Raw genomic sequence first — 24,167 nt, forward strand, 5'->3', positions numbered from 1 at the left:
AACTGTAAAAATTGAGGAAAATTAATAAATATTGATGACATATCGCTACATTTACTGAATATTTAAAATATGACCGAATGAGTAAGGTATTTAAACTGAAGGTACGAAGCAGGTGGAACAATGTATTTGTTCACCTGTTGTTGTGGGGAGTAATTTTTATTCTTCCTTACTTTTTCATGGATACCGAACGCGTGTTTACTTGGCGCCCTTTTTTAAGATCGATTCCGGAGATGCTTGGATTCGTACTTGTTTTTTACCTGAACTATCTCTTTATGATTGATAAATTTCTTTACAGGGGGAAAACAACCGAATTCATCATTTATAATTTGGCGTTAATTCTTGCCATGGCTTTTATAATGCATTACGGCCGGGAACTTCTCGAGCAGCTTATGCCACATCTGAGACCGAGATGGCGCGGAAAGGGCAATCATTTTTTTCCATTTTTATTTATTGTACGCAACTCAACCTCACTCTTTTTGGTGATGGGTCTGAGTGTGGCCTTGAAAATGACGATGCGGTGGTTTGAGGTGGACAATGAACGTAAAGAGCTGGCTAAAGCCAAATCGGAGGCAGAGCTTCAGAACCTGAAAAACCAGATAAACCCTCATTTTTTGCTCAACACCCTCAACAATATATATGCGCTGATTGAATTTAATCCCCCAAAGGCACAACAGGCAGTAGTGGACTTAAGCAGGATGTTACGTCATTTGTTGTACGATAATAACCAGACTTATGTGCCGTTACGACAGGAAGCTGAATTCATGCGGAATTATATTGAGCTGATGCGTATCCGTCTTGCTGACAACGTGAAACTTACCACAAATTTCTCCTATTCTCAAACGGGCAATACATTAATATCTCCTCTCATTTTTATATCTTTGATAGAAAATGCATTTAAGCACGGTGTCAGTGGCGACAAGCCATCGTTTATCGATATTTCGTTGAAAGAGCATCCCGATGGAAAAATTGAATTTGTATCAAGCAACAGTTATTTTCCCAAATCGGAACAGGATAAAAGCGGCAGTGGGATTGGTCTTGATCTGGTAAGACGAAGGCTTGAACTGTTATATCCGGACAGTTATCTCTGGCATACGACAATAGAAGGTGATATCTATTCCACCGTACTTGTAATAGACACCAAAAAACAACAGGATGATACTGAATTGCTGGATCGTGGACGATGAGCCACTGGCCTTGTCACTCCTCGAATCGTATGTACAAAAAACCGCCTTCCTTCGGCTTACCGGCAAATATAGCAATGCCTTGTCTGCCATGAGACAAATCTCCGAAGAGAAGGTCGATCTGCTTTTCCTGGATATACAAATGCCCGGAATCAACGGAATGGAGTTTGCACGGACTATCAGTCACCGCACACGGGTCATCTTTACCACTGCTTTCAGCGAATATGCCCTGGAAGGATACAAGGTGAGTGCGCTGGATTATTTGCTGAAACCCTTTTCGTTTGATGAGTTTCTTACGGCTGCCCGGAAAGCATTGGAGTGGTTTGAAATGGCAGCATCCAAGCCTGCGGCCGAAACAGCACGCGAAAATATCGGTATTTTTGTGAAGTCGGAATACCGGCTTCTTCATGTGCTGTATGAGGATATACTCTACATCGAAGGGCTCAAAGATTATGTAAAAATATATATCGAAAGTGAGGTGAAACCCATCTTGTCACTGATGAGCCTCAAACTACTGGAAGAGGAGTTGCCTGCCGATCGTTTTATTCGTGTACACCGCTCTTACATCATCCACCGTAACAAAATCAGCAGCATCAATAAAAACAGGATTATTATTGACAAAAAGCAGATTCCGATTGGTGAAACATACCGAAAGCAGTTCAAGGCAGTTGTTGAGGGAAAGTAAAGACAGCTGACGGGATCCAGGTTCATAAAAGATACCATAGAATACAAAATCAATTACAGCATGCAGCACGTGCAAGCCCGAAAGGCAGGGATTAATCTTACAAAAACAGGATGACTATAAAAACGTCCGGGTAAACTTTGTAGAACGTGAATCTGTTTAACTTCTATACCGGTAAAGAAAGAGGGCTGTACAAGTACAGATACGCTCGTGCCCGGAAAAAGATTGATACATTGATTATATAAATTACAGCTATGGGAACAACAAAGATCACGATTCAAACGGTAGTGAATGCCGATACGGTGAAAGTATGGGATTATTACAATCAACCGGAACATATCACGAAATGGAATTTTGCCGACCCGTTATGGCATTGTCCCACGGCGACCAACGACCTCCACGTGGGAGGCAGGTACAGCGCGAGAATGGAAGCAAAAGACGGGAGCTTTGGCTTTGACTTTAATGCACTTTACACCGAGGTGACGGAATACGAGAAAGTTGCCTACATGCTTGATGATGGAAGAAACGTGGAGATCACATTTGATAGTGAAAACGGCAGCACGTTGGTGATCATAACCTTCGACGCGGAGAATCAAAATCCCGTCGAGCTCCAAAAGCAGGGATGGCAGTCTATACTGGATAATTTTAAAAAATACGTGGAGCGATGAAAATAGGACATTAGAGCCAGTATTTTCCCGTAATTAAGAGGAAACGCTGCAAGAAAGCCGTGATAGCCAGGTTCAGCCAACTTATCCGGTACTCCCTGGCTCCTGAAAGAAAATGGGTGGCCACCACATTCGCTTTTACATCCATTCAAAAAAGCACGGAGAAAAAGAAACGGAAATCTGATAAAAAACGGTTTCGCTACCGGGGTATTTATTTTTGATAAAATATGATCCTGATCGCGTTGAGGATGGCTATCAGGGAAACGCCCACGTCGGCGAAGACGGCTTCCCACATGCTGGCAATGCCAAGGGCTCCTAACAGCATAATGAGAAATTTTACGCCCAGTACGAAGACAATATTTTGAATGACGATCGTGCGGGTGGAGCGTGCTACCTGTATGGCGGTCGCGATCTTCGAGGGTTGACCGGTCTGAATCACCACGTCGGCTATCTCGATGGCGGCATCCGAACCCATTCCTCCCATGGCAATACCCACGTCGCTCACCGCCAACGCCGCCGCGTCGTTGATGCCATCCCCGACGAAGACCACCACGCTGGACGGATCTTTCTTCAGTTCCTCGATATATGTCATCTTGTCTCCCGGTAACAAATCGCCATAGGCCTTATCCACGTTTACCTTCTCTGCCACCTCCTGTACGATGGACGATGTGTCGCCGCTCAACATCACGGTGGTATGGATGCCCATCTGCTTCAACCGCTGGATGGTACTCTTGGCATCTACCTTTATCTGATCGGCGATCACGAGGTACCCTGCGTATTGCCGGTCGATGGCGACCAACACCACAGACTCCCGGATATCATCCACGTCCGGATCGTACTTTACGCCATGCATCCGCATTAACTTGGCATTTCCTGTCAACACTGTGTGACCATCCACAAGGCCACTCATCCCGTGGCCGGCAATCTCTTCCACCTTCTCTACGCGGTGGTCTCCCGGTACGATCTCCGGGAAGTGCTCCAGGATGGCCTTGGCAACCGGGTGGTTCGATTTCGATTCGAGGGCGACGACGTACTCTGCCATCTTTTCCTCCCCGCCGTAGGTCGATTTCATCTCCTGCACCTGGAAGACCCCTTCGGTGAGGGTGCCCGTTTTGTCGATGACTACCGTCTTTGCCTTGGCGATGATGTCAATGTAATTGGCCCCTTTGAACAGAATGCCGTTTCGGGACGCAGCACCGATGCCGCCAAAATAACTCAGCGGGACGGCGATGACGAGGGCACATGGGCAGGAGATAACCAGGAACACCAGTGCCCGGTAGAGCCAGTCGGCAAAAATATAATCCGAAACAAAGAAGAAGGGGATCACCGTGATGGCCAGCGCAAGAGCAAAGACAATGGGGGTATAGACCCGGGCGAACGAGCGTATGAAAAGCTCCGTCTTCGCCTTGCGGGAGGTGGCTTCCTGCACCATCTCCAGCACACGAGTCAGGGAGCTGTCAGCATATGCTTTATCTACGCGAACTTCTACCACGTGATTGAGATTTACCATGCCTGCAAGCACAGTTTCGCCTTCGTGGATGGTGCAGGGAACGCTCTCGCCGGTAAGCGCGGAGGTGTTGAAGCTTCCCTTTGGCGATAGCAACGTTCCGTCGAGAGGAATTTTCTCGCCGGCCTTTGCCTGTATGATTTCGCCGATGGAAATCTCTTCGGGTGAGACGGTGGAGCTTACCCCTTCTCGGATGACCGTTGCCGTGTCAGGTCGTACACCCAGCAGTGTTTTAATGTTCCGTCGTACCTTGCGGACGGCCGACTCCTGGAATAGGTCACCCACCGTGTAGAACAGCATCACGGCGACTCCCTCGGGATATTCGCCGATTAGGAACGCACCTATCGTGGCGACGATCATCAGGGTGAATTCGTTGAAGAAGTTTTTTTGCGATATGGCACTGACCGCGTGTCTGAAGGCAGGTAAAACAACCGGCAGATACGCGGCAATATACCATACCAGGCGGGTGGTGCCGGTGAAGAAAGCGGGTTTCACCAGGAAGTCAAGGAGAATACCCAAAATAAAAAGGATACCGGTGGCAATCACCGGCATATATCTTTTCCATGCTGGTTTGCCGGGCAGATTTATCGGACTGGGTTTTGCGCATCCACACGCGCTTTCTCCTTCGGAAAAAGGAATTGTCGGACACGTATTCTTTTTATCGGGTGAGCAACAGCTTTCAACGTTTAGTTTAGCGTTGTCCGGACTTAATTTGATGCTCCTTGCTGCTGTTTCTTTCTTTATCATTACAGGATGTATTTTTACATGGCAAAGGTAAAGGGATATACTCGCAACCTGGTTGCAATATTTCATTTCCGAGATGCATTATCTTTGCTGCATAATAGAAACAAAAATGGGTGTGTACTTAAATGGTTTACATGCCTGAACACTGGTCGCACAGCCCTTTCATCACAAAATTGATGTTTTCCAGTAAGAACTTTTCGGGGAGTTGCACAGGGGGAATCGATATACTTTCCAGGCAGAATGTTTTATGGCAACGGGTACAATTAAAATGAACGTGTAGCTCGTTGAGCATGCACTGGCAATCATCGTTGCACACTGAATACTTCATGGAGCCGGAACCATCGTCGATGCTGTGAATGAGCAGGTGTTCGTGGAACAGCGTGATGGCCCTGGAGATGGTTGATTTATCGACAGTCTCCAATGCCGTTTCCAGGTCCGAAAGGCTAAATGCCTGAGGGTATTCCAGCATTGCCTTGAATATTAACAACCTTACAGCTGTCGGTTTGATACCCCTGTCCACTAATTTATGTTCAAGTTCCATAATAGAATTCGCTAAACCACTGGTAAAAACTTTGGATTCCAGTTCCTAACGGTGTGGAGGGTTGGTAATTGAAATCTTTTTTCAGGCGCGTTGTATCGGCATATGTGGAGATGACATCTCCCGGTTGCATTCCCGTCATTTCTACGATTGCTTTTTTGCCCGTCACTTTTTCTATCTCGGCAAGGAAATCAGTCAGTTTTACCGGTGAAGTGCAACCCATATTGTATATTGCGTGGGGTGTTTCCATCGATGAGGGTGAAGGTATGATTTTCAGGACACCCATCGCTATATCATCCACAAAAGTGAAATCCCGCTCCATGTTTCCATGATTAAAGAGCCGGATGGTTTCTCCTTTCAGAATGGCTGACATGAACAGGGAAGGAGCCATGTCCGGGCGTCCCCAGGGTCCATACACCGTAAAAAAACGTATACCGGTGGCCGGAATATGATATAGCCTGGCATAGGAGTATGCCATCAGTTCATTCGCTTTTTTTGTGGCTGCGTAGAGGCTTACCGGTTGGTCGGTATTGTCGGACTCGCTGAACGGAGTGTCGGTCTTGTCTCCATATACACTACTGGAGCTGGCATAGACAAGATGTTTTACCGGATTGTGGCGACAGGCTTCAAGGAGATTCATGAATCCGGTTATGTTGGAGTGAATATAGGCAAACGGATTTTGTAGTGAATACCTTACCCCGGCCTGTGCCGCAAGATGAATGACATGCGAAAAATGTTCCTTTTCAAAAAGATCATTCAAGGCTTCCCTGTCGTTTAAATCCATCCGGATGAACTGATAGGAATCAAAAACTGTACTTTGCACATATTCTCCGGGTTTTATATTTTGCTCTTCAATACCTGTCTCTTTTAGACGGGCATATTTAAGCCGCACATCATAATAATCGTTGATATTATCTATGCCCGTTACCGCGTGTCCCTGACTAAGTAGCTCCCGGGAAACATGATATCCTATAAATCCGGCTGATCCCGTAACCAATATTTTCATTTTACTCCTTTTAAAAAATAACCACAGTATGATCACCTATCTGATACTGCTCCCTGTTTGACAAGGCAGCACGTATATCAGAATCGTTTTTAATATCCTTTGCCCGTAACATCAGTATCTTGTTGTCGGGCTGTGCGTTCAGGATATCTTCTTTTTCTACTTTGATGATATCTTTTCCAAGGTAAACATCCATATTTTCAGCACGCTTTATGTTGTATACCCAATAGTCGGGAATATTGTGCTCTTCAGACAGTTCCACTGCTTTTTCGCACAGATCACCCCATCCAAGCCTGTTGTTTATCTGCGGCAAGGACCAGCTGACAATAAAAATAGCCAATAAAAAACCCAATGCCAGTGTGTGGATCGCATGGAGGGTATTTCTTTTCCGAAAAAGAAACCAGACAATGCACAATCCAGTGAGCGTGATTACACCCGTTCCTGCATAAATAAACGGGTTCGACAGATATTGCATTTCCCCGGTACCGCTCAGATAGATGACTCCCGGCATGACAAAAACAAATATAATAGCCGGAATAGCTACCGTCAGTTTAATCCACCGGTTTTGTATATCGAATTTATTGAAAAGTAACACCGTGAGAAAAATGAAAAAAGGCACAACAGGCAGTGAATATATTGCTATTTTAGAGCTGATGGACGAAAGCACAACAAAGGTAGACAGGATCATGACGGCAAAAAATTGCTCCAATGTGTTGTGAATTCTTTTTTTTACCAATCCCGCAACGAAGAGGGCAATCACCAGAAAAGACCAGGGTGCCATTATATACCAGACAGAGATCAGATAATAATAAAAAGGTTCTTTGTGGTGAAATGAGTCGATACCGCGTCCCACGGTCTGATGTACCAGTAAATTATTGAGGTAATCATTCCCCCCTTCAATGTATACACCGGCAAACCAGACAATACTCCCTGTCAGAATAATCAGGAAACTCTTCCATCCCCAATAGTTTTTAAAATCCGATAATTTCTTTTTGTAAATCAAAAAAGTAATGGTTGTAATGAAAGGGATCAAAAGTCCCAACGGCCCTTTTGAAAAAAGTGCCAGAAAAACGTACACAGGAAAAAGCAGGCTGTTTCGTTTGATGTTTTCTCCTTTGTACATCTGGTAAAAAGAATACAGGGATAAAACAATGAACATATTCATCAGCATATCCATACGGACTATTAAGGCAGCACCGGTAAACAGCCCACTGGTCATCAACATCAGCGAAGCAGTTGCCTGCTTTCTGCTGTACTTGTCTGTTATCTCGTTATTTTCAATTTCATTGTTCATCTCTTCTTCCCGGCGGATCCATTTTGACATGGTGGCAAGAATAATCAATGCGGGAATAAAAGACAACAGTGAATAATACCACATCCGATGTTCTCCCAGGATAAGCTTACCTGTCATCATCAGCCAGAAATGGAGTGGGGGCTTGTCCGCATATATTTCACCCTGGTTTGTGAATGTAAAGAGGCTTCCATTCTGCAATGCTTCGTCCACAATACTCAGGTAACGCAACTCGTTGTTGGGCGTATAATCACGTAAAATCATTGCCGGCAACAGCGCGATGAACAAAATCAAATAAATATGCTTATTCTTCATAGACCGTGATTTTTCTGCTTTTATAAGCAATCATTAAATTTCTGATGTATGCTACAAATCCAAATGATTGCCCCAGAATCAATACCGGATCTTTTCGGAAAAGAGCATAGCTGATGATTATGATGGAACCGACCAGGCTGATGATCCAGAAACCGACAGGGAGAATGGATTCATGCCGGACTGCCGAATAGAGAAACTGATAAATGAAACGCAACGCAAAGATGACTTGTCCGACAGATCCAAAAATTAACAGCCACAAAGGTACATCTTTATTGTTAAAAAAAGTATCGAAAAAACCGGATGCATCGCGAAGCATAATTCCAATCGCCACAATGGGTGTCAGTATCAGAAGTATTTTGATGCTTTCTGCAATTTTCTTCCATTGACCCTGCATCTTCAGGTTCCAGAGATAGATATAATAGGAGACAAACTGGCCGAGTATGATGGCGAAATCATTTCGCAGCACCCCATAGATAAACAACAGGTATGAACCTGCGATACTCAGAATCCAAAAAGCTGGCGGTGAAAGTACTTTTCCTGCTTTTTCAGAAGCAATCCACTGATACAGGATGCGGGCGGAAAAAAAGAGCTGCGACAAAAAGCCGAGACCAAAGATCCAAACATTACTTCCCTGCATATTTAATCCAGGTTATATTTATTCACATGATAGTTGATATACCTTTTTTTCATCCAACGATAAGCGAAACAGTCGATAAATGGCCCTGAAAGCCTGTTCCAAAGATGATATTTCGATGTGCCGGCCACGCGCGGATAGTGACGCACGGGGGTCTGCTTCACCTTTCCGTTTTGAAGCAGGATCAATGCAGGCAGAAACCGGTGCATCCCATTGAAAAAAGGGATACGTCTGGCAACATCGGTATGCATCACTTTCAGAGGGCATCCTGTATCTGAAACACCGTCGTTTGTCATCATCCGGCGGTATCCGTTGGCAATTTTCGATTGAAGATTTTTGAAAAACGAATCTTTCCTGTTTGCTCTTATACCGGTCACCATTTCATAATCGCGGATATCCCGAAGCAATAGATTGAAATCCTCCGGATCCGTCTGCAAATCGGCATCCATATATCCAACATACTCCGAAAAACAGGCGTCAATGCCTGCCTTCAGGGCTGCGCTCAAACCTCCGTTTCTGTCGAGGCTGAGATAAAAGAAATGACTATTTCGGGAACATATTTCATCGATTCTGTGCAGGCTGTCGTCTTTTGAACCGTCGTTGACAAACAAAACACAGGCAGAGAGAATAGAGTGGGGCAGAAACTGTTTCAGTTTTTCTTCCAACGTGTAGATGTTTTCTTCTTCGTTATAAACAGGAACAATGATTGTGAACCTGTATTTTGCAGTACTATTTTCTCTTATATTCATTTAGCTCGTTAAAATGTTAATTTTTTATTGCAGCGTATGACTGATTATGATTTTGATATGCAAATGTATTCATTTTATCTTTAACTTCATTTTCTCCCGTGTCTATAATTTTTCGTACAGCTCCGTTATTGTTCCCAATAACCTACACTTTATTTTTATTGTGCGTTTGTCCTTGAGAAAGGAATTCTTGTGACTCTCAAATAATTTCGTGAAAAAACAGAATCTTAAAAATAATGTAACAACATCATCCTGTTTCTTTCGGTTTGTTTGTTTAAATTTGCAGTAAAGTTTAATTATACAATCTATTCTGATTGAAATGGTAAATATTGCCTGCTTTAAATTCCGGAGGAACTAATTTTAAATGTAAATAATATTTTATGAGACAAAGAAATTTATTGCTTATTGGTCTGATGCTGATACCTGTATTCGCTATCGGACAGAGAAAAGAAGTGGAGGGAATGAAATATCTGGACGAGCACAGGCGTCCCGTCTACAGAGAGAATATAATTATTCCCGACGTGGGTAATTATCAGGTGCTCAAGTGCGACTTCCATATGCACACCGTTTTTTCAGACGGTCAGGTATGGCCCAGTGTCCGCAATCAGGAGGCATGGCAGGAAGGCATAGATGCTTTCGCAATTACGGATCATATTGAGTATACACCCCATAAAGAGGATGTGAGTGTAAATCATAACCGCGGATACGAACTGCTAAAGGAGAGTGCGGCAAAGAGTAACCTTATTCTGGTGAAAGGCAACGAGGTAACACGCGGTACCCCTCCCGGACATTTCAATGCACTCTATATCGGTGACGCTTCAGAATATATTGAAAGTCGTGATGCCGCACAGGACAAGGCAGCAGTAATGAAAGCTGCCTCACAGAATGCATTTATATTCTGGAATCACCCTGGATGGCAACCCGGTATAGCAGGATCGTATGACTGGATACCTTTCGTGGATGATTTATATAAACAAGGTGCATTGCACGGCATTGAAGTGATCAACGGATTCGGATTTCATATGAAAGCACTCGACTGGTGTATCGACAAGGGACTGACCGTGATGGGTACCACCGACATACACAACCTGGTGGCACATGAATATGATTTCAGCAAGGAATATGTGCATCGTACCATGACGCTCGTGATGGCCAAAGAACGCACAGCGGAATCTATCAGGGAAGCTCTTGTTGCGGGAAGGACTGTGGCCTGGGCCAGCAAAATACTTGCAGGCAAGGAGGAGCATGTGCGGGCACTCTTTGATGCCTGTGTAAAACTCACGCCTGCATATTATACCGAGGAAAAAAAGAACGGCGACAAGATCAATTATTACGAGTTACGCAACAACAGCGATCTCTATTTTGAGCTGAAACTGAAGGAGGGTAATAATACCAAACTGGTCGTACTTTATCCGCGTTCTGTACAACAGATCACTGCATCAGCGGAAACGACTTCGCTCCATGGAGAAGTTATATCTACCTATGTGAGAAGCGATCAGCATCTTTCTGTGAACTTTCAGTTGAAGTAAGTCATGATTTATCGGCCGGAATAAGGGATCCTGCGGATGTGCAACGCAGCAGATCCTAAATTGTCAGGGGCGTTCCGTTTTTAAAAACAGAACGCCCCTGACCAGTGAAAAAGAATCAGTTCATTTAAAACTGAGGATATCCGGGATTCTGAGGATATTTTCGGCGATCGACTCTTTATTTTTTCCGAATCTAATTTTGCCTTTATCTCATTCCTATCTCGCTAGAAAGGCGTCAATGGAGCAAGAATCAAAAGCTCCAAATCATTCAGGAATTTTAAGTTAATGGATTACAACCTGTTGATGAAGGTGAATAAACTTCTCTGGGGAAAATCCATCTCGACACATTTCGGCAAACGGAAATTTGTCCGTTTCCGTAAAATCAGGGCAGAACTATAATCACATCCACCGGATCGCTCTATTGCTTACAATAAAATTGTCGTTATCTCTGATCTCTACAAAATAGGAGTTCCATTTCATGCGAAATAGAATACAGAAATATTACAAAATCGAAGGTGATATTATAAAGAAATAATATTCAGATCATTATGGATAGTTATAAAGTTTGGTTGATTGATGAGTGGCAGCAGGTAACCTGCAAAAATTATGGACATGACTCACACCCGAAAAAGCAACCCGATGAGCTTCGCTCATTGTTCTAATTGCCGGCTCGTCTTCCTATACTCGTAAAAACAATGTAAACGTAATTGCACTGGGAGATTTGTTTGTGTAAATAAGTGATGAATTTTTCAGCACCTCGGAATTTATTTTGTATTTATCCGATTGCGGAGTTACACAACTTGGGCGAATAAGACGTTAAAAATAGAATAATATTCAAATTTGATAGAATTCAGGGATTTAATTCCGTGTATTTGATATAATATGCGGAATTTAAATAAAAAATACTATCTTTGTAAAAATATTTGAGGGTACAAAGAAACGTAGAGACTGGCTTGACACATCCTGATTTTTCTGAACCATCATGTAAAAAACAAACGAATGATAAAACGGATTTTAGAAAAGGAGATTGATAATAAATTATTTAACGGGAAAGCTGTGATCGTTTTAGGAGCACGGCAGGTGGGGAAAACATCACTTTTTCGTAAAATATTCTCAAGCAACCCTGATGTACTCTGGATGGAGGGAGATAATTTTGAAACGCAGCAATTATTTGAAAATTTCACGTTGTCAATGGCTAAGACCTTACTAGGGAACAAAAAAATAATTGTAATAGATGAAGCACAAAACATCTTGAACATTGGAATCAAACTCAAAATCATCATCGATCAACTCCCTGAAGTTCAAGTTGTAGCCACCGGAAGTTCCTCTTTTGACTTGGCAAATAAAATAAACGAACCACTCACGGGCAGAAAGTGGGAGTATAAACTCTACCCGCTTTCATTTGCTGAAATGGTTGCACATCATGGTTTTTGGGAGGAACGGAAAATGCTGGAACAACGTCTTGTGTATGGTTATTATCCAGAAGTTGTGGTTCAACAGCCGGATGAAATGAAAACGATTCTTCAAAGTCTTGCATCCAGTTATCTATACAAAGATGTATTGAAATGGGAAAATATCCAAAAAAGCGACAGATTGGTCAAACTACTCCAAGCCTTGGCTTTTCAAGTTGGGTCTCAAGCATCGTACGCGGAACTGGGTAATTTTTGTGGATTAGATGGTAAGACAGTTGAAAAGTACTTAACCCTTTTGGAACAAGCATTTGTTATTTTCCGATTAAATTCTTTCAGCCGAAATTTGCGAAATGAGCTTAAGTTCAGTAAAAAAATCTATTTTTACGACAATGGGATTCGTAATGCTCTTATCGCCAACTTCAACTCTATTCACTTGAGGGACGATGTAGGCGCTTTATGGGAAAACTTTCTTCTCTCCGAAAGAGTAAAACGGAACCACTACAGCCATTCGTTTGTCAACAGTTGGTTTTGGCGTACACAAACTCGTAAAGAAATTGATTATTTAGAAGAAAAAGATGGGAAACTGTCTGCATTTGAGTTGAAATGGAATCCTAAAAAAACGGTAAAGCCTCCCGACGATTTCATTCAGACTTATTCAAATGCCGACTTCACAATTGTTTCTCCCGATAATTTTCATGAATTTATCGGAATGGAGTTTTGAATGCAAGTTGCATACATATCATTGTACTACCAGCGGAGGAAGCGCGAAACCTGGGTAAGGGATAAGTTTAAAGGAAAATTGTCTATTACAAGATTGATCATGTCCGTCTTATCGGTAAAGTTTGATTTAATGCGGAAAAAAAATCTAAATTTGTATTCGGATGAAAACGAACTCGAACAATAGCAAGATTTTAAAGGTGGCGCTCTATACTTCCCCGTTGATAGGGATTTTGGCCATTACCCCATTATTTATTGTGAGGGCTGCCCCTTATCACATATATCCCAGGTCTATTCTTTCAACTACCCTGATCATCTTTCTTGCCTGGATGATTAATCTTGCCCTTGTAAATTATTGGAACAAATTTGAATTTCGAAAAAACATTCATAAAATCTCCAGATATTTTGCAAGCTATTTACTGTCTGCTTCCTTTATCCTGATTGCCATGAGGACGCGCAAATTAATTTTCGAAAGTTTACATACGAGTAGCGAGATAAGCTCGTCCCATTCCCCGTACGCGACGCTCGCCATGGCAATTTCGCTGAATACCGTTATATTAATTCTCCTGGATTTACTGTTGCTCAGGGAGAAGAAAACAAAAGTTGAAATTGAAAATGCCCGTCTGAAACAAAAAAACAGCGAGGCATTGTATCAACAGTTAAAACAACAAATACATCCGCATTTTTTATTTAACTCCTTAAATACGCTGAAAGCATTGATAAATAAATCACCGGATGCGGCAGAAGATTATCTCGTCACGCTATCCGATTTTTTACGGATGTCGGTTTCTGCAGGAAACGACCATATGGTAAAGACAGAAGATGAACTGAAAATGTGTCTCGATTACTTAAAGATGCAAAAAATAAGGTACGGCGAAGCGTTACAATTCTATGCTGATATTCCGGAAGAAATTGCCCAAACAAGGTTTGTCCCATTTTTTTCGCTTCAACTGTTGTCTGAAAATGCCATCAAACACAATGTCCTGACGAACGAAACGCCGTTGCAGATAAAAATGGCGTATAATGAAGGATGGATTACTGTTTCCAATAATATCCGACCAAAACTCACCACAGAGGCTACAACGGGCACAGGCTTAATCAACCTTGCCGACCGGTACAAAATCTTATCAGGTGATGAAATACAAATTCATACCACTGCTGAGCAATTTTCAGTAAGTATTAAAGTGCTGAAAATATGAGAATCATAATCATTGAGGATGAGCAGTATACAGCAGATAATCTGGCTGAAACCATTTTAAAAGTTGAGGCCAAGGCGCAGATCGTGGCAAGCATCCGGTCGGTTAAAGAAGCGATTCCTTATTTGCAAACCCATGAAAAACCCGATTTAATATTTTGTGACATACAATTGGGTGACGGCTTAAGTTTCGAGATATTTAATCAAGTTTATATCAGCTCTCCGGTTATTTTTTGTACAGCATATGATGAATATGCCTTGAAAGCATTTAAAGCAAATGGAATAGATTACATTTTAAAACCATTCACAACAAATACAATTCGGGAATCACTGAAAAAATACCGGAACCTGAGTGACAGTTTCATCCACAATGCACCCTCATACAAAACAATACTCGAACTGTTGGAAGGCAGAAGAAATCAAAAGCAGGTTTCGGTGTTGGTTTACCAAAAAGACAATATCATTCCGGTAAAGGTGGAGGATATCGCGTTGTTTTATATTGAATCGGAAGTGACCCACCTGATTACTTTTCATCAAAAAAAACACACCATCAACAAATCGCTTGAAGAGTTGGAGAAAATTATAACAGGTGATTTTTACAGGGCAAACCGGCAATTTTTAATTAACCGCAAAGCCATTGGCAATGTATCGCAATATTTTGCCCGGAAGTTATCGGTACATCTTAACTTGCCTTTCCACGAAAAGATACTTGTCAGCAAGGAGAAATCAAGCGATTTTCTACACTGGCTGTCGGGGAACTAATCCCCCAATCCGGTGATCGTTTCACCCCTCATTTTGTCCGTTTCACCCCTCTTTTGCTTTTACAGGCGCGACAGCCGGTTTAATTTTGAACAATAACAATCGTAAAAACAAAATTTTATGAGAAAATTGTTTGTTCAAACTTTATTCATGGCATTACTTGTTTCTCCCCCGCTTTTGTATGCACAAAATGAAGAATCCGGCAGGTTGAGTTTGGAAGATTGCATTGCAAAGGGACTTCAAAATAACCCGATGATTCAATCTTCGCAACTCTTTGTGGAAGAAAACCAGACAAAAGTCGATGAAGCACGCTCGGGTTATTATCCTAAGGTAAGCCTGAATTCGAATGCAACAACCTATTCAAACAACAATGGCGATCAGCGTTTTGAAAATTACAACACGGGCATCTCCGCATCCTACAATTTATTTAACGGGTTCAGGACAAAAGCAGGCTACCATGCAGCCAGGGATCATCACGAGGCGGCCTTTCTTCAACACGAGTCCGTTCAACAAGATTTGGTACTCGATATTACTTTCGCGTATTACAAAACGTTGCAGGCAGAACGTATCCTGAAAAGTGCCGAAGAAGCGGTAAAAAATTCCCAGTTGCATTTAGATTTTGCCCATGCCAGAAATATGGCCGGTATGGCAACCCGTTCCGATATCCTTAAATCGGAGGTCGAACTTTCAAATGCTGAGCTGGAAAAGATAAAAGCGGCCAATGCGCTTCTTGCTGCCAAAGGAAACCTGAATAAATTGATGGGATTGCCCGCAAATCATCCGACAGAAATTATCGATGATCTTTCTGAATTGAATGAAACCCCGGTACAATCGTATGATTCACTTTTTGCCGAAGCAATGGAATCGCGTGTGGAGGTCAAAAGGTTTTATTCATTGTTGAACGCGCAACAAAACAATATCCAGCTTGCGAGAGGTGAATATTACCCTTCGCTCGATGTCAACGCGAATTACAATTTTTCCGGGGAAAAGATATCAGGGATGCGGGAAAACTGGTGGCTGGGAATGACGCTTACCATACCCGTTTTTAACGGATTCTCAACCGAAGCCCGGGTTAAGGGAGAAAAAACAGCGCTGAAAGGGATTGAGAAGGATCTTGAAGCATTAAAAGACCAAATCGGGACGGAAGTATGGAATGCCTTTCTGGCAGTGAAAGAATTCTCCGAAAGAATGACCGCAACATCTAAGGGGCTGGAGAGCGCCAGGGAAAACTTGTCTCTTTCTGAAGGAGAATACAAAGAAGGCACAGGTTCAATCATACAACTTACCGATGCCCAAACGACATTTGTCGCCGCGGAGCAGAATCATATACAGGCTGTGGCTGATTATAAAGTATCATTAGCCGAATTAAGGAGAAAAACCGGGAATTTATAAATACTGAAAACAAGGGAATAAAATGAAAAAATTGTTTTGGATAATTGGAATACCGTTAATAATTGCCGCTTCATTTTTTGCCTGGTCATACATTTTCAAACCAAATCATAAAGGTGAGAAAAGGGCACAAACATCAGAAGTTGTCAGGAGGGATATCAGCTCAACCGTACTTGCCACCGGGATAATAAAACCACAGGTTGGGGCTGAAGTAAAAGTTGGCGCCCGGGTTTCGGGAGTCGTCAAAAAGTTACAGGCCAATATCGGTGATTATGTTCAGGCAGGCCAGGTTATTGCCGAACTCGATCACGCCGAGCCCCAGGCGAAACTAAACCAGAACATTGCCGCGATGAACAAAGCCAGGGCAGATTATGAATATGCAAAGTTGAATCTGGAAAGGCAAAAATCGTTGCTCGAACAAAACTATATCTCTCAGCAACAGTATGACCTTGCGGAAAACAGCTTCAAAATTTCAGAGGCCCAGCTACAACAGGCTGAAGCAAATGTGGAAGTGACCAAAGTGCAATTGTCCTACACCACGATTTACGCGTTGACATCAGGCATTATTTCTTCCGTTTCTACCCAGGAGGGCGAAACTGTTTTGGCCGGCCTGTCAGCTCCTACTTTTGTGAATATTATTGATTTGAACCGGCTTGAGGTACAGGTTTACGTGGATGAAACAGATATCGGAAAAGTTCTTATCGGGCAAGAAGCGACATTTACTGTTGACACGTATAGCGACACCGATTTTAAAGGAAAAGTCACTGCCATCTACCCAAAGGCAGTGATTCAGGATAACGTGGTAAATTATATCGTAGTGGTTGAGATAGAAAATTTTCAGGACAAAATACTCAGGCCTGAAATGACCACGACAGTGACCATCTATCTAGAATCCCGAAAAGATGTGCTTACCGTCCCTTCCCGGGCCATCACAAGGGAGAAGGGTGAAAGATTCGTCACGGTAGTTGAGGGAGGTACGCGAATAAATAAAAAAATCAAAACCGGCTGGTTTGATAACAGCTACACGGAGGTTACGGAAGGAGTTGAAGCAGGCGAAATGATTTTGTTGCCGGAATAAATTTAATGCTTTGTAGAATCAAGAAAAGTAATATAAAAATGGAGGGAAAGAGATGAATCACATTGTTATTAAAGCCGAGAGGCTAAGCAAAATTTACAACAAGGAAGCCAGCGGCGAAGTGGTCGCCGTACGCGATGTGTCGCTCGAAATACATAAGGGCGAACTCATTGCAATCATGGGCACTTCCGGTTCGGGTAAATCCACCCTGATGAATATCATCGGGTGTCTGGACAAGCCGACGCACGGCTCGCTCTATTACGATGAGACGGAAGTGAATACACTGGACGATGCAGCGCTTGCCAGGATCAGGAATAAAAAAATCGGGTTCGTGTTCCAGTCGTACAACCTGCTGGCACGTACCAGCGCGTTGGAAAACGTGGAATTGCCATTGATTTATTCCGACCGCTCCAATATCAGGAAACTTGCCAAAGATGCACTGATTGCGGTGGGACTCGAAAACAGGATGCACCATCATCCCGGCGAATTGTCCGGCGGGCAACAACAACGTGTTGCCATTGCCCGGGCCCTGGTGAACGACCCGGAGATCATCCTGGCCGATGAACCCACAGGGAACCTGGATACAAGATCGAGTTATGAGATTATGTCTTTGTTTCAGCGACTGAACGATGAAGGGAGAACAATCGTACTGGTCACACACGAGCAGGATATTGCCGAACATGCCAAAAGGATTATTAAAATATCCGATGGCATGATTATCAGTGATGAGTGCAATGAATCGCCAAGAAATGCAGCCAACGAACTCGGTAAATTAGTAGAGGAGGTGAAAAATGAAAACTAAAAGGATAATTTTAAGCGCGTTAAGAAGCTTGGGTAAAAATAAACTCCGTTCGTTTCTGATGATGATCGGGATAATTATCGGGATTATCGCGTTGACTCTGATCGTATCGGTGGGTTTTGGCGCGAAGAAACAGGTCATGGAAAGGGTCAATAAATTTGGTACCGAAAGTATCATGATCCGTGCCGGAGGGGGAGTCCAAATCTCTCAAATGAGTGCAAACCAGGGAACCACAACCTTAAAACTTGCAGATGCGGAATTTCTGGAAAATATAATCCCTGAAATTAAAGGGGTGGCCCCTTTTAGCAGTAAAGGAAATACAGACATAAAATATTTTGAAAAGTCAGCTACAGTCGGCCTTCTAGGCTGTACACCTTCGTATGCGCCTGTTTGGGACTGGAACGTTACAGCAGGTGAATTTATTACCGATGAGGATATGAAATCGCTCAACCGGGTTTGTTTAATCGGTACAACCGTACAAAAAGAACTTTTTGGAGACAGCTATCCAATTGGAGAGCAAATTCGAATCGACAATATACAGTTTGAAGTAAAGGGCATCCTGGAACCAAAAGGAACAAGTCCCGGAGGAGGTGACATGGATAACCGCGTGATGATACCCCTTTCTACCTTTATGCGGCGCGTGGCCAATATTGATTATTTGTCGGCAGTGAAAGTGTTGCTGCACAATCCGAAAGAAATAAATACAACTGCTGAAAAAATAAACCAGATATTACGGGAACGGCACAGCCTTGCTGAAGGAGAGCCCGATGATTTTACCCTTATTACGCCCACTGAAGCTACGGAAATGGCTGAGAAGGTTTCAGGCACCTTTAATCTATTTCTTGCCCTGCTTGCCGGTTTATCCTTGATCACGGGAGGATTTGTGATCGCGAACATCATGACTATTTCTGTAAATGAACGGGAAAAAGAGATTGGATTAAGAAAAGCCGTGGGGGCCAGCAGTAAAAAAATTGTTTTGCAATTTTTGTTTGAAGCGCTTGCGATAACTATATCCGGGGGTGTCATTGGCATTGTGCTTGGCGGCGCCGGAGCGGTCATCCTCGGAATTGTGATGCAAATACCTGTTTCTGTTTCCTGGGCAAGTATACTTACAGGCGTTATTTCTGCCAGTATCATCGGGATTGTTGCCGGCATACAACCCGCCAAAAAAGCGGCAAGGCTGAATCCTATCGAAGCATTGAAATAATGGCGATTATTTTACATTCCGGACAAATGAATTCATGAAAATATCAAAGAGCATTAAAATATCGCGGAATCAATTACTGGTCAATAAACTGAGGACATTTTTTGCCCTGATGGGAATCATCATCGGTGTGTCGGCAGTGATCGTGATGGTTGCCATTGGCAACGGAGCCCAGCACGAGGTGGTGAGTAAAATAGAATCGATGGGTATCAATCTGATCATTGTGAACGCCGGACAGGTGCAAAAAAATGTAGGCAGGCAACAAATAAGAGGAACGGTTACCAGTTTGACTCTCAGTGATGTTGATATGCTGGCCTCGAAGTGCCCCGATGTGAGCATGGCTGCTCCTGTGCAGACAAAAAAAATGCAGATAAAATGGGGCAATTTAAGTACCAATACGACCGTTACAGGAACCACTTCTGATTACCCGTCTATCAGAAACTTTCATGTGGGACAGGGCAATTTTTTCAGAGAAGAAGAAAACAGGGCCTCCTTAAGGTACGCGGTATTGGGTCAGACAGTGGTAAATAATTTGTTCAACGGGAGGAATCCGGTTAGGGAAACAATAAGGATTGGGCGGATTCCCTTCTCGGTGATCGGGATAATGGAGCCCAAAGGGGCAGACCTGGATGGAGTTGACCAGGATGACCAGATATTCATCCCGGTCCAGACCGCTTTGCGCAGGGTTTTTAACCTGAATTACATCAATTCAATCAATATTCAGGCCACTTCAATTGATAAAATGGAGGAGGCCATTGGGCAGGTAACTGAAGTATTGCGCGAACAACACCGTTTAAACAGAGGAGACAAACCCGATGATTTTACCATTCAAAATCAAATTGAACTTTTAGAAGCGCAGAAAGAAACAACCGACACCTTCACGGCACTTATCGTGAGCACGGCCGGCGTCTCTTTGCTGGTTGGCGGAATTGGCATACTCGCGATCATGTTAATTGCCATAAGGGAGCGGATCAATGAAATTGGTTTGCGCATGGCAATTGGCGCGAGCAGAAAAGATATATTGCTCCAGTTTGTTATTGAATCGTCCATCCTCAGCATTGGTGGCGGCATAATTGGTATTGCTGTGGGTGTTTTAACTTCAGTTGTAATAATTTTCGCCACCGAGTGGACATTGAATATCTCTATTCCATCGCTGGTATACTCATTTTTATTTTCACTGTCGGTGGGTCTGTTTTTCGGGGTCTACCCGGCACGCAAAGCATCCAGGCTTGACCCGATTGAAGCGCTGAAGAGTGAATAAAACAGATTTACACCAACGAAAAGATGGCGAAGCTTTTAACCATTGAAATTTGAAAGGGGCTGTTCCAAAAGGACAGCTCCTTTTTTAATTTTTCATGCTGCTATTTTCTGATTGTTGTTATTAATTGATGAGAAACTTTTAGAGTTGATCTCTATTTTTATAAAAAACAGAATAATATCTCCTTTATGACCATATTTCTCCAAAAAATAGAGTATTTCTTTATCGGCTAATCCCTTCAAGTGTAGTTTTCCGAGGTTAAACGCGATAGCGAAGATTGCAAAGTCCATCAAAACCTTGTCTTTATTAAAGTGTCTGAACCTATTGTAGTGTTTGTTGGATTTAGTTTGGCCGAACACTGACTCCGGTTCTATAGGACGCTGACTTCGATGATAAATTCCTTCTTCGCATGTCAACAGTTCCCTTGCTTTCTGTTTATGGCGGTTAAGGTTATGATTTACTTCCACCCTTCTATTGCCTTTTGCATTACTACAGAGACATTTCAAAGGACAACCCTTACAGTTTTTCGCCTCGTAAATAGTTGCTGTTGATGTGTACCCACTAGCTGTTTTGCTTCTTTTCTTTCCTACCTTGTTCATGTGCTGACCCATGGGACAAACATAGTAATCTTCATCCGCGTTATAATAAAGGTTTTGAGAGAGAAAGCCGTTCTTTTTAAATGCCCTTTTCTGTTCTTTATGAAAGTAGTTGAACTTTACAAATGGCTCAATATCATTCCCCTGCATAAACTCATAGTTTTCTTCACTACCATAACCTGAGTCAGCCACAACCTTGACGGGCAAAATATTATAACGATTCTCAAATCCATTCAAAAAGGGAATCAGTGTTAATGTATCGGTGGGGTTTGGATAAAAATCATAATGGCTTATAAACTGGTTCTCTGTACTTATCTGAACATTATATGCAGGCTTTAGCTGTCCATTGAGCATATGATCCTCTTTCATACGCATAAAGGTTGCATCGCAGTCTGTCTTGGAATAACTATTACGATTTGCCAGAGTATCTAAATGCCGCTCATACTCTTCAAGTTTAGGTAAAAGCTTGTTCTCAAGTGTCTTTATTGCTTTTTGTTCTTCTTTGCTCCGGTTCTCTTTATTAATCTGAGCAACACGCTTTCTTAACTCTTCGCTGTTGAATGGTGTAGGTGGATCATCCTCAGGGTTATTATCCTGGGCGATACCCTCCTCAATCATTCCAAGGACTTTAAGTATCTTTTCTTCGAGTCTCTCTTTGTATTTTTCAATGGATTTACGCCAGACAAAAGTGTAGCGGTTGGCTCGTGATTCAATTTTGGTCCCGTCAACATATGCCACTTCAAGGCTTAAACAACCCATTTCAACAAGCATAACCACTACCTGGGTAAAGACCTCATGTATTGAGTCTTTTAAATGGGATGAACGAAAACGGTTTATGGTGTTATGGTCAGGTGTTTGATTGCCTGAGAGCCACATGAAACTAACTCGATCAGTAAGTGCCTGCTCGATCTTACGACTTGAATAAATATTGTTCAGATAGCCGTATAGAACAACTTTAAGCATCATGCGTGGATTATAGGCAGTTGTACCCCCACCTTTATACGTGTCGAAGACTTTACTCAAGTCCAGGTTATCCACAATTTGATTAATGATACGGGCAGGAGAGTTTTGAGGGACCTTTTCATCCAGAGTGGGAGGGAAAAGACTTACTTGACCTTGATTATAGGATTTAAACTTAGGCTTAGCCATATCTTATGTGTTTGATATATAGACATAAAGATATGAAAAAGTGGTTTAAATAACAATATTTGAGGAGGTTTTTTTAAGAAAAATTTGATACTAAAAAAAGAGGCTGCCTTTCTTTTGAGACAGCCCCTTTTTTGACCCCTATAAACTCAGGTCTAGGTATTATACCCTTCCACATCATTATTTACGAGCATAATGCTGTCATCGTTTTAACCGTCAATTAAAACGCCGGATATCCCGGATTTTGTACCAGGTTATTGTTTGTTTCCCATGCTGCTTCCGGAATCGGGAAAAGCAACAGATGCACCGGCGAGGTGGAAGGCCGCAGGTAACCCGGATTCAGGAACCTGCCAAACCTAATCATGTCCTGGCGGTTGGTGTTTTCCCACGCCAGTTCGAGCCGTCTCTCCAGATAGAGGTCGTCAAGTGTGGCAGTTGTATAGTTATGGGAATTATTTCCAAACCCCCGTTGGCGGATCACGTTGATCAACCGGGTGGCTTCAGCATTATTTTGCCCCAGCCTCAGTAAGGCTTCCGCCTTCATCAGATAGACATCGGCAAGCCGGAAGATAGCGAAATCATTCTCCTGGTCTGAGTTGGCCAGCCCCTTTTCGAATACCCATTTATTTGCTCGGGCACCTTCTTCCTGATTTACTTCGCCCCACATTCCCTCTTTGATTGTACCGGGAATGATATTGAAGTCTACCGTATGAATCAGGGGCCGTGCATGAGCGGTTATCAGCACATTCCCTGTTGCCGGATCAATCATCGGCCCCATCAGGAATGAACCCTCTTTGCGCGGGTCGGCATCATCAAACTGCTTCACATAGTTGGGTTGGGCACTTACTCCGTTCCAGGTGCCCACATTAATTCCCAGTGCTATCGGATCCAGGTAGTGGAGCGTGCGTTTATGTAAATGGTTGCCTTCATCGGCTTTTCCAAACGCGATAGGTAAAATGATCTCCCGGGAAACTTCGTTATGTACCTCGAAGTTCGTCTTCCAGTTGGGTTCAATTATATAGTCGAGTGACATCACCTTATCTGTAGCCTCAATCACCCCTTCCCAGTTTGGCGTTCCCGCCCATGTTTCAGCGTTCAGGTATATCTTGGCCAATAAAGTATACGCGGCTCCCTGAGTAAACTTTCCGTAGCTCTCGCTCGTGACATCGTCCCGCAGCAAATCCTTAATTTCATTCAGCTCGGAAACTACAAAGTCATACAACTGTTGGCGCGACGACATTGTTGGAAGGTCCGTGCTGGTGTAATCGGCCACCAGGGGGGCATTTCCGAAGTAATCAATCAACATATAGTACCAAAAGGCACGAATTCCCCTGATTTCAGCCAGCGTACGCTCTTTCAGTTCCAAGTCCATTTCAGCATTCTCGATGGTGGCATATATCTGGTTAGAGGTGGTAATACCCGACATGGCAGCGTTCCACGAGTCGTTGATCAGCCCGTTACGTGCTTCCCAGGTATGCAACTTCAAATCCATATGTATACCGCCGTCCCACCAGTCACCTCCTACTCGGGTAGGGGTAATCGCCATATCACCGGTCTGTTCCGAGAGGAGGAAGAAATTACCTGGCCACAGGTTCTTCAAAGTTTTATATATGGGCGCGATAATCGCGTTTATCTCGGCCGGTTTTTGCCCAAACTGATCTGCAGGGATGGTGTCATATACCGTTTCATCGAGGTCGGTGCAGGAGTGTATCCCTCCCATTAAAACCAACACAACGGATATCCATGTTATTTTGATTGTTTTTTTCATATCTGTTTAATTTTTTT

Annotated in this window: 21 protein-coding genes; 12 read left to right on the plus strand and 9 right to left on the minus strand. The window is 43.0% G+C overall.

The window, feature by feature from the left end:
• Positions 1-77: 77 nt before the first annotated feature.
• The 3 genes from AC1HCU_RS04585 (at position 78) to AC1HCU_RS04595 (ending at position 2,531) form a co-directional block, all read left to right on the plus strand.
• Positions 78-1,184: a sensor histidine kinase gene (locus tag AC1HCU_RS04585; RefSeq protein ID WP_480369608.1), complete on the plus strand. Its 1,107-nt coding sequence runs from the start codon at positions 78-80 to the stop codon at positions 1,182-1,184.
• On the plus strand, positions 1,153-1,866 hold the full coding sequence (locus AC1HCU_RS04590; protein WP_480369611.1) for a LytR/AlgR family response regulator transcription factor: 714 nt from the start codon (positions 1,153-1,155) through the stop codon (positions 1,864-1,866). Before AC1HCU_RS04585 ends, AC1HCU_RS04590 begins: the two co-directional genes overlap by 32 nt.
• 251 nt (positions 1,867-2,117) lie before the next feature.
• Positions 2,118-2,531 (plus strand): SRPBCC family protein, encoded by a 414-nt coding sequence (locus AC1HCU_RS04595; RefSeq protein WP_480369614.1) that lies wholly within the window; start codon positions 2,118-2,120, stop codon positions 2,529-2,531.
• 10 nt (positions 2,532-2,541) lie between these two features.
• On the opposite strand, the gene AC1HCU_RS04600 is transcribed toward AC1HCU_RS04595, so the two are convergent.
• The 7 genes from AC1HCU_RS04600 to AC1HCU_RS04630 all read right to left on the minus strand — a co-directional run bounded on the left by AC1HCU_RS04600 (position 2,542) and on the right by AC1HCU_RS04630 (position 9,309).
• The gene (locus AC1HCU_RS04600; RefSeq protein ID WP_480369617.1) at positions 2,542-2,676 is read right to left on the minus strand and encodes a hypothetical protein; all 135 of its coding nucleotides are present in this window, start codon (positions 2,674-2,676) and stop codon (positions 2,542-2,544) included.
• A gap of 63 nt (positions 2,677-2,739) precedes the next feature.
• Positions 2,740-4,782 (minus strand): heavy metal translocating P-type ATPase, encoded by a 2,043-nt coding sequence (locus AC1HCU_RS04605; RefSeq protein ID WP_480369620.1) that lies wholly within the window; start codon positions 4,780-4,782, stop codon positions 2,740-2,742.
• Positions 4,783-4,909: 127 nt separating this feature from the next.
• Entirely contained in the window at positions 4,910-5,320 is a 411-nt protein-coding gene (locus tag AC1HCU_RS04610) for a Fur family transcriptional regulator (RefSeq protein WP_480369622.1), read from the minus strand.
• On the minus strand, positions 5,310-6,323 hold the full coding sequence (locus AC1HCU_RS04615; RefSeq protein WP_480369624.1) for an NAD-dependent epimerase/dehydratase family protein: 1,014 nt from the start codon (positions 6,321-6,323) through the stop codon (positions 5,310-5,312). The genes AC1HCU_RS04610 and AC1HCU_RS04615 overlap by 11 nt, the downstream gene beginning before the upstream one ends.
• Before the next feature lie 10 nt (positions 6,324-6,333).
• Positions 6,334-7,926, minus strand: a complete 1,593-nt coding sequence (locus AC1HCU_RS04620; RefSeq protein WP_480369627.1) for an ArnT family glycosyltransferase — start codon at positions 7,924-7,926, stop codon at positions 6,334-6,336.
• A complete protein-coding gene (locus AC1HCU_RS04625) occupies positions 7,916-8,563 on the minus strand; it encodes a lipid-A-disaccharide synthase N-terminal domain-containing protein (protein WP_480369630.1) in 648 nt (215 codons plus the stop codon). Before AC1HCU_RS04625 ends, AC1HCU_RS04620 begins: the two co-directional genes overlap by 11 nt.
• Positions 8,564-8,565: 2 nt before the next feature.
• Complete coding sequence (locus tag AC1HCU_RS04630; protein WP_480369633.1) at positions 8,566-9,309, minus strand: glycosyltransferase family 2 protein; 744 nt, start codon at positions 9,307-9,309, stop codon at positions 8,566-8,568.
• A 377-nt stretch (positions 9,310-9,686) separates the two neighbouring features.
• Between AC1HCU_RS04630 and AC1HCU_RS04635 the strand changes: the two genes are divergently transcribed.
• The 9 genes from AC1HCU_RS04635 to AC1HCU_RS04675 all read left to right on the plus strand — a co-directional run bounded on the left by AC1HCU_RS04635 (position 9,687) and on the right by AC1HCU_RS04675 (position 20,643).
• Positions 9,687-10,835 (plus strand): Sb-PDE family phosphodiesterase, encoded by a 1,149-nt coding sequence (locus AC1HCU_RS04635; protein ID WP_480369636.1) that lies wholly within the window; start codon positions 9,687-9,689, stop codon positions 10,833-10,835.
• A gap of 996 nt (positions 10,836-11,831) precedes the next feature.
• Positions 11,832-12,965 carry an ATP-binding protein gene (locus AC1HCU_RS04640; protein WP_480369638.1) on the plus strand — a complete coding sequence of 378 codons (1,134 nt, stop codon included), beginning with the start codon at positions 11,832-11,834 and terminating at the stop codon, positions 12,963-12,965.
• Positions 12,966-13,125: 160 nt separating this feature from the next.
• Positions 13,126-14,160: a sensor histidine kinase gene (locus AC1HCU_RS04645; protein ID WP_480369641.1), complete on the plus strand. Its 1,035-nt coding sequence runs from the start codon at positions 13,126-13,128 to the stop codon at positions 14,158-14,160.
• Complete coding sequence (locus AC1HCU_RS04650) at positions 14,157-14,918, plus strand: LytR/AlgR family response regulator transcription factor (protein WP_480369644.1); 762 nt, start codon at positions 14,157-14,159, stop codon at positions 14,916-14,918. Before AC1HCU_RS04645 ends, AC1HCU_RS04650 begins: the two co-directional genes overlap by 4 nt.
• Positions 14,919-15,035: 117 nt before the next feature.
• Positions 15,036-16,307, plus strand: a complete 1,272-nt coding sequence (locus AC1HCU_RS04655; protein ID WP_480369647.1) for a TolC family protein — start codon at positions 15,036-15,038, stop codon at positions 16,305-16,307.
• A 22-nt stretch (positions 16,308-16,329) separates the two neighbouring features.
• Positions 16,330-17,382, plus strand: coding sequence for an efflux RND transporter periplasmic adaptor subunit (locus AC1HCU_RS04660; protein WP_214063244.1), 1,053 nt, complete (start codon positions 16,330-16,332; stop codon positions 17,380-17,382).
• A gap of 52 nt (positions 17,383-17,434) precedes the next feature.
• The gene (locus AC1HCU_RS04665) at positions 17,435-18,181 is read left to right on the plus strand and encodes an ABC transporter ATP-binding protein (RefSeq protein ID WP_436412085.1); all 747 of its coding nucleotides are present in this window, start codon (positions 17,435-17,437) and stop codon (positions 18,179-18,181) included.
• A complete protein-coding gene (locus AC1HCU_RS04670; protein ID WP_480369652.1) occupies positions 18,171-19,385 on the plus strand; it encodes an ABC transporter permease in 1,215 nt (404 codons plus the stop codon). The genes AC1HCU_RS04665 and AC1HCU_RS04670 overlap by 11 nt, the downstream gene beginning before the upstream one ends.
• Before the next feature lie 34 nt (positions 19,386-19,419).
• Positions 19,420-20,643 carry an ABC transporter permease gene (locus AC1HCU_RS04675; protein WP_480369655.1) on the plus strand — a complete coding sequence of 408 codons (1,224 nt, stop codon included), beginning with the start codon at positions 19,420-19,422 and terminating at the stop codon, positions 20,641-20,643.
• 92 nt (positions 20,644-20,735) lie between these two features.
• Here the strand turns inward: AC1HCU_RS04675 and AC1HCU_RS04680 are convergent, their stop codons facing one another.
• Positions 20,736-22,385: an IS1182 family transposase gene (locus AC1HCU_RS04680; RefSeq protein ID WP_480366905.1), complete on the minus strand. Its 1,650-nt coding sequence runs from the start codon at positions 22,383-22,385 to the stop codon at positions 20,736-20,738.
• A gap of 217 nt (positions 22,386-22,602) precedes the next feature.
• Positions 22,603-24,150 carry a RagB/SusD family nutrient uptake outer membrane protein gene (locus AC1HCU_RS04685; protein ID WP_480369657.1) on the minus strand — a complete coding sequence of 516 codons (1,548 nt, stop codon included), beginning with the start codon at positions 24,148-24,150 and terminating at the stop codon, positions 22,603-22,605.
• Positions 24,151-24,167 lie beyond the last annotated feature (17 nt).

The sequence above is a fragment of the Proteiniphilum sp. LBM24028 genome (genome assembly GCF_056629195.1).

Excerpts from the sequence above, each read along its gene's own strand:
- AC1HCU_RS04660 (WP_214063244.1), top strand. The coding sequence starts at position 16,330 with ATGAAAAAATTGTTTTGGATAATTGGAATACCGTTAATAATTGCCGCT.
- AC1HCU_RS04610 (WP_480369622.1), bottom strand. The coding sequence starts at position 5,320 with ATGGAACTTGAACATAAATTAGTGGACAGGGGTATCAAACCGACAGCT.
- AC1HCU_RS04665 (WP_436412085.1), top strand. The coding sequence starts at position 17,435 with ATGAATCACATTGTTATTAAAGCCGAGAGGCTAAGCAAAATTTACAAC.
- AC1HCU_RS04630 (WP_480369633.1), bottom strand. The coding sequence starts at position 9,309 with ATGAATATAAGAGAAAATAGTACTGCAAAATACAGGTTCACAATCATT.
- AC1HCU_RS04595 (WP_480369614.1), top strand. The coding sequence starts at position 2,118 with ATGGGAACAACAAAGATCACGATTCAAACGGTAGTGAATGCCGATACG.
- AC1HCU_RS04625 (WP_480369630.1), bottom strand. The coding sequence starts at position 8,563 with ATGCAGGGAAGTAATGTTTGGATCTTTGGTCTCGGCTTTTTGTCGCAG.
- AC1HCU_RS04680 (WP_480366905.1), bottom strand. The coding sequence starts at position 22,385 with ATGGCTAAGCCTAAGTTTAAATCCTATAATCAAGGTCAAGTAAGTCTT.
- AC1HCU_RS04600 (WP_480369617.1), bottom strand. The coding sequence starts at position 2,676 with ATGGATGTAAAAGCGAATGTGGTGGCCACCCATTTTCTTTCAGGAGCC.
- AC1HCU_RS04685 (WP_480369657.1), bottom strand. The coding sequence starts at position 24,150 with ATGAAAAAAACAATCAAAATAACATGGATATCCGTTGTGTTGGTTTTA.
- AC1HCU_RS04675 (WP_480369655.1), top strand. The coding sequence starts at position 19,420 with ATGAAAATATCAAAGAGCATTAAAATATCGCGGAATCAATTACTGGTC.
- AC1HCU_RS04615 (WP_480369624.1), bottom strand. The coding sequence starts at position 6,323 with ATGAAAATATTGGTTACGGGATCAGCCGGATTTATAGGATATCATGTT.
- AC1HCU_RS04655 (WP_480369647.1), top strand. The coding sequence starts at position 15,036 with ATGAGAAAATTGTTTGTTCAAACTTTATTCATGGCATTACTTGTTTCT.
- AC1HCU_RS04670 (WP_480369652.1), top strand. The coding sequence starts at position 18,171 with ATGAAAACTAAAAGGATAATTTTAAGCGCGTTAAGAAGCTTGGGTAAA.
- AC1HCU_RS04605 (WP_480369620.1), bottom strand. The coding sequence starts at position 4,782 with ATGATAAAGAAAGAAACAGCAGCAAGGAGCATCAAATTAAGTCCGGAC.
- AC1HCU_RS04650 (WP_480369644.1), top strand. The coding sequence starts at position 14,157 with ATGAGAATCATAATCATTGAGGATGAGCAGTATACAGCAGATAATCTG.
- AC1HCU_RS04640 (WP_480369638.1), top strand. The coding sequence starts at position 11,832 with ATGATAAAACGGATTTTAGAAAAGGAGATTGATAATAAATTATTTAAC.
- AC1HCU_RS04645 (WP_480369641.1), top strand. The coding sequence starts at position 13,126 with ATGAAAACGAACTCGAACAATAGCAAGATTTTAAAGGTGGCGCTCTAT.
- AC1HCU_RS04620 (WP_480369627.1), bottom strand. The coding sequence starts at position 7,926 with ATGAAGAATAAGCATATTTATTTGATTTTGTTCATCGCGCTGTTGCCG.
- AC1HCU_RS04585 (WP_480369608.1), top strand. The coding sequence starts at position 78 with ATGAGTAAGGTATTTAAACTGAAGGTACGAAGCAGGTGGAACAATGTA.
- AC1HCU_RS04635 (WP_480369636.1), top strand. The coding sequence starts at position 9,687 with ATGAGACAAAGAAATTTATTGCTTATTGGTCTGATGCTGATACCTGTA.
- AC1HCU_RS04590 (WP_480369611.1), top strand. The coding sequence starts at position 1,153 with ATGATACTGAATTGCTGGATCGTGGACGATGAGCCACTGGCCTTGTCA.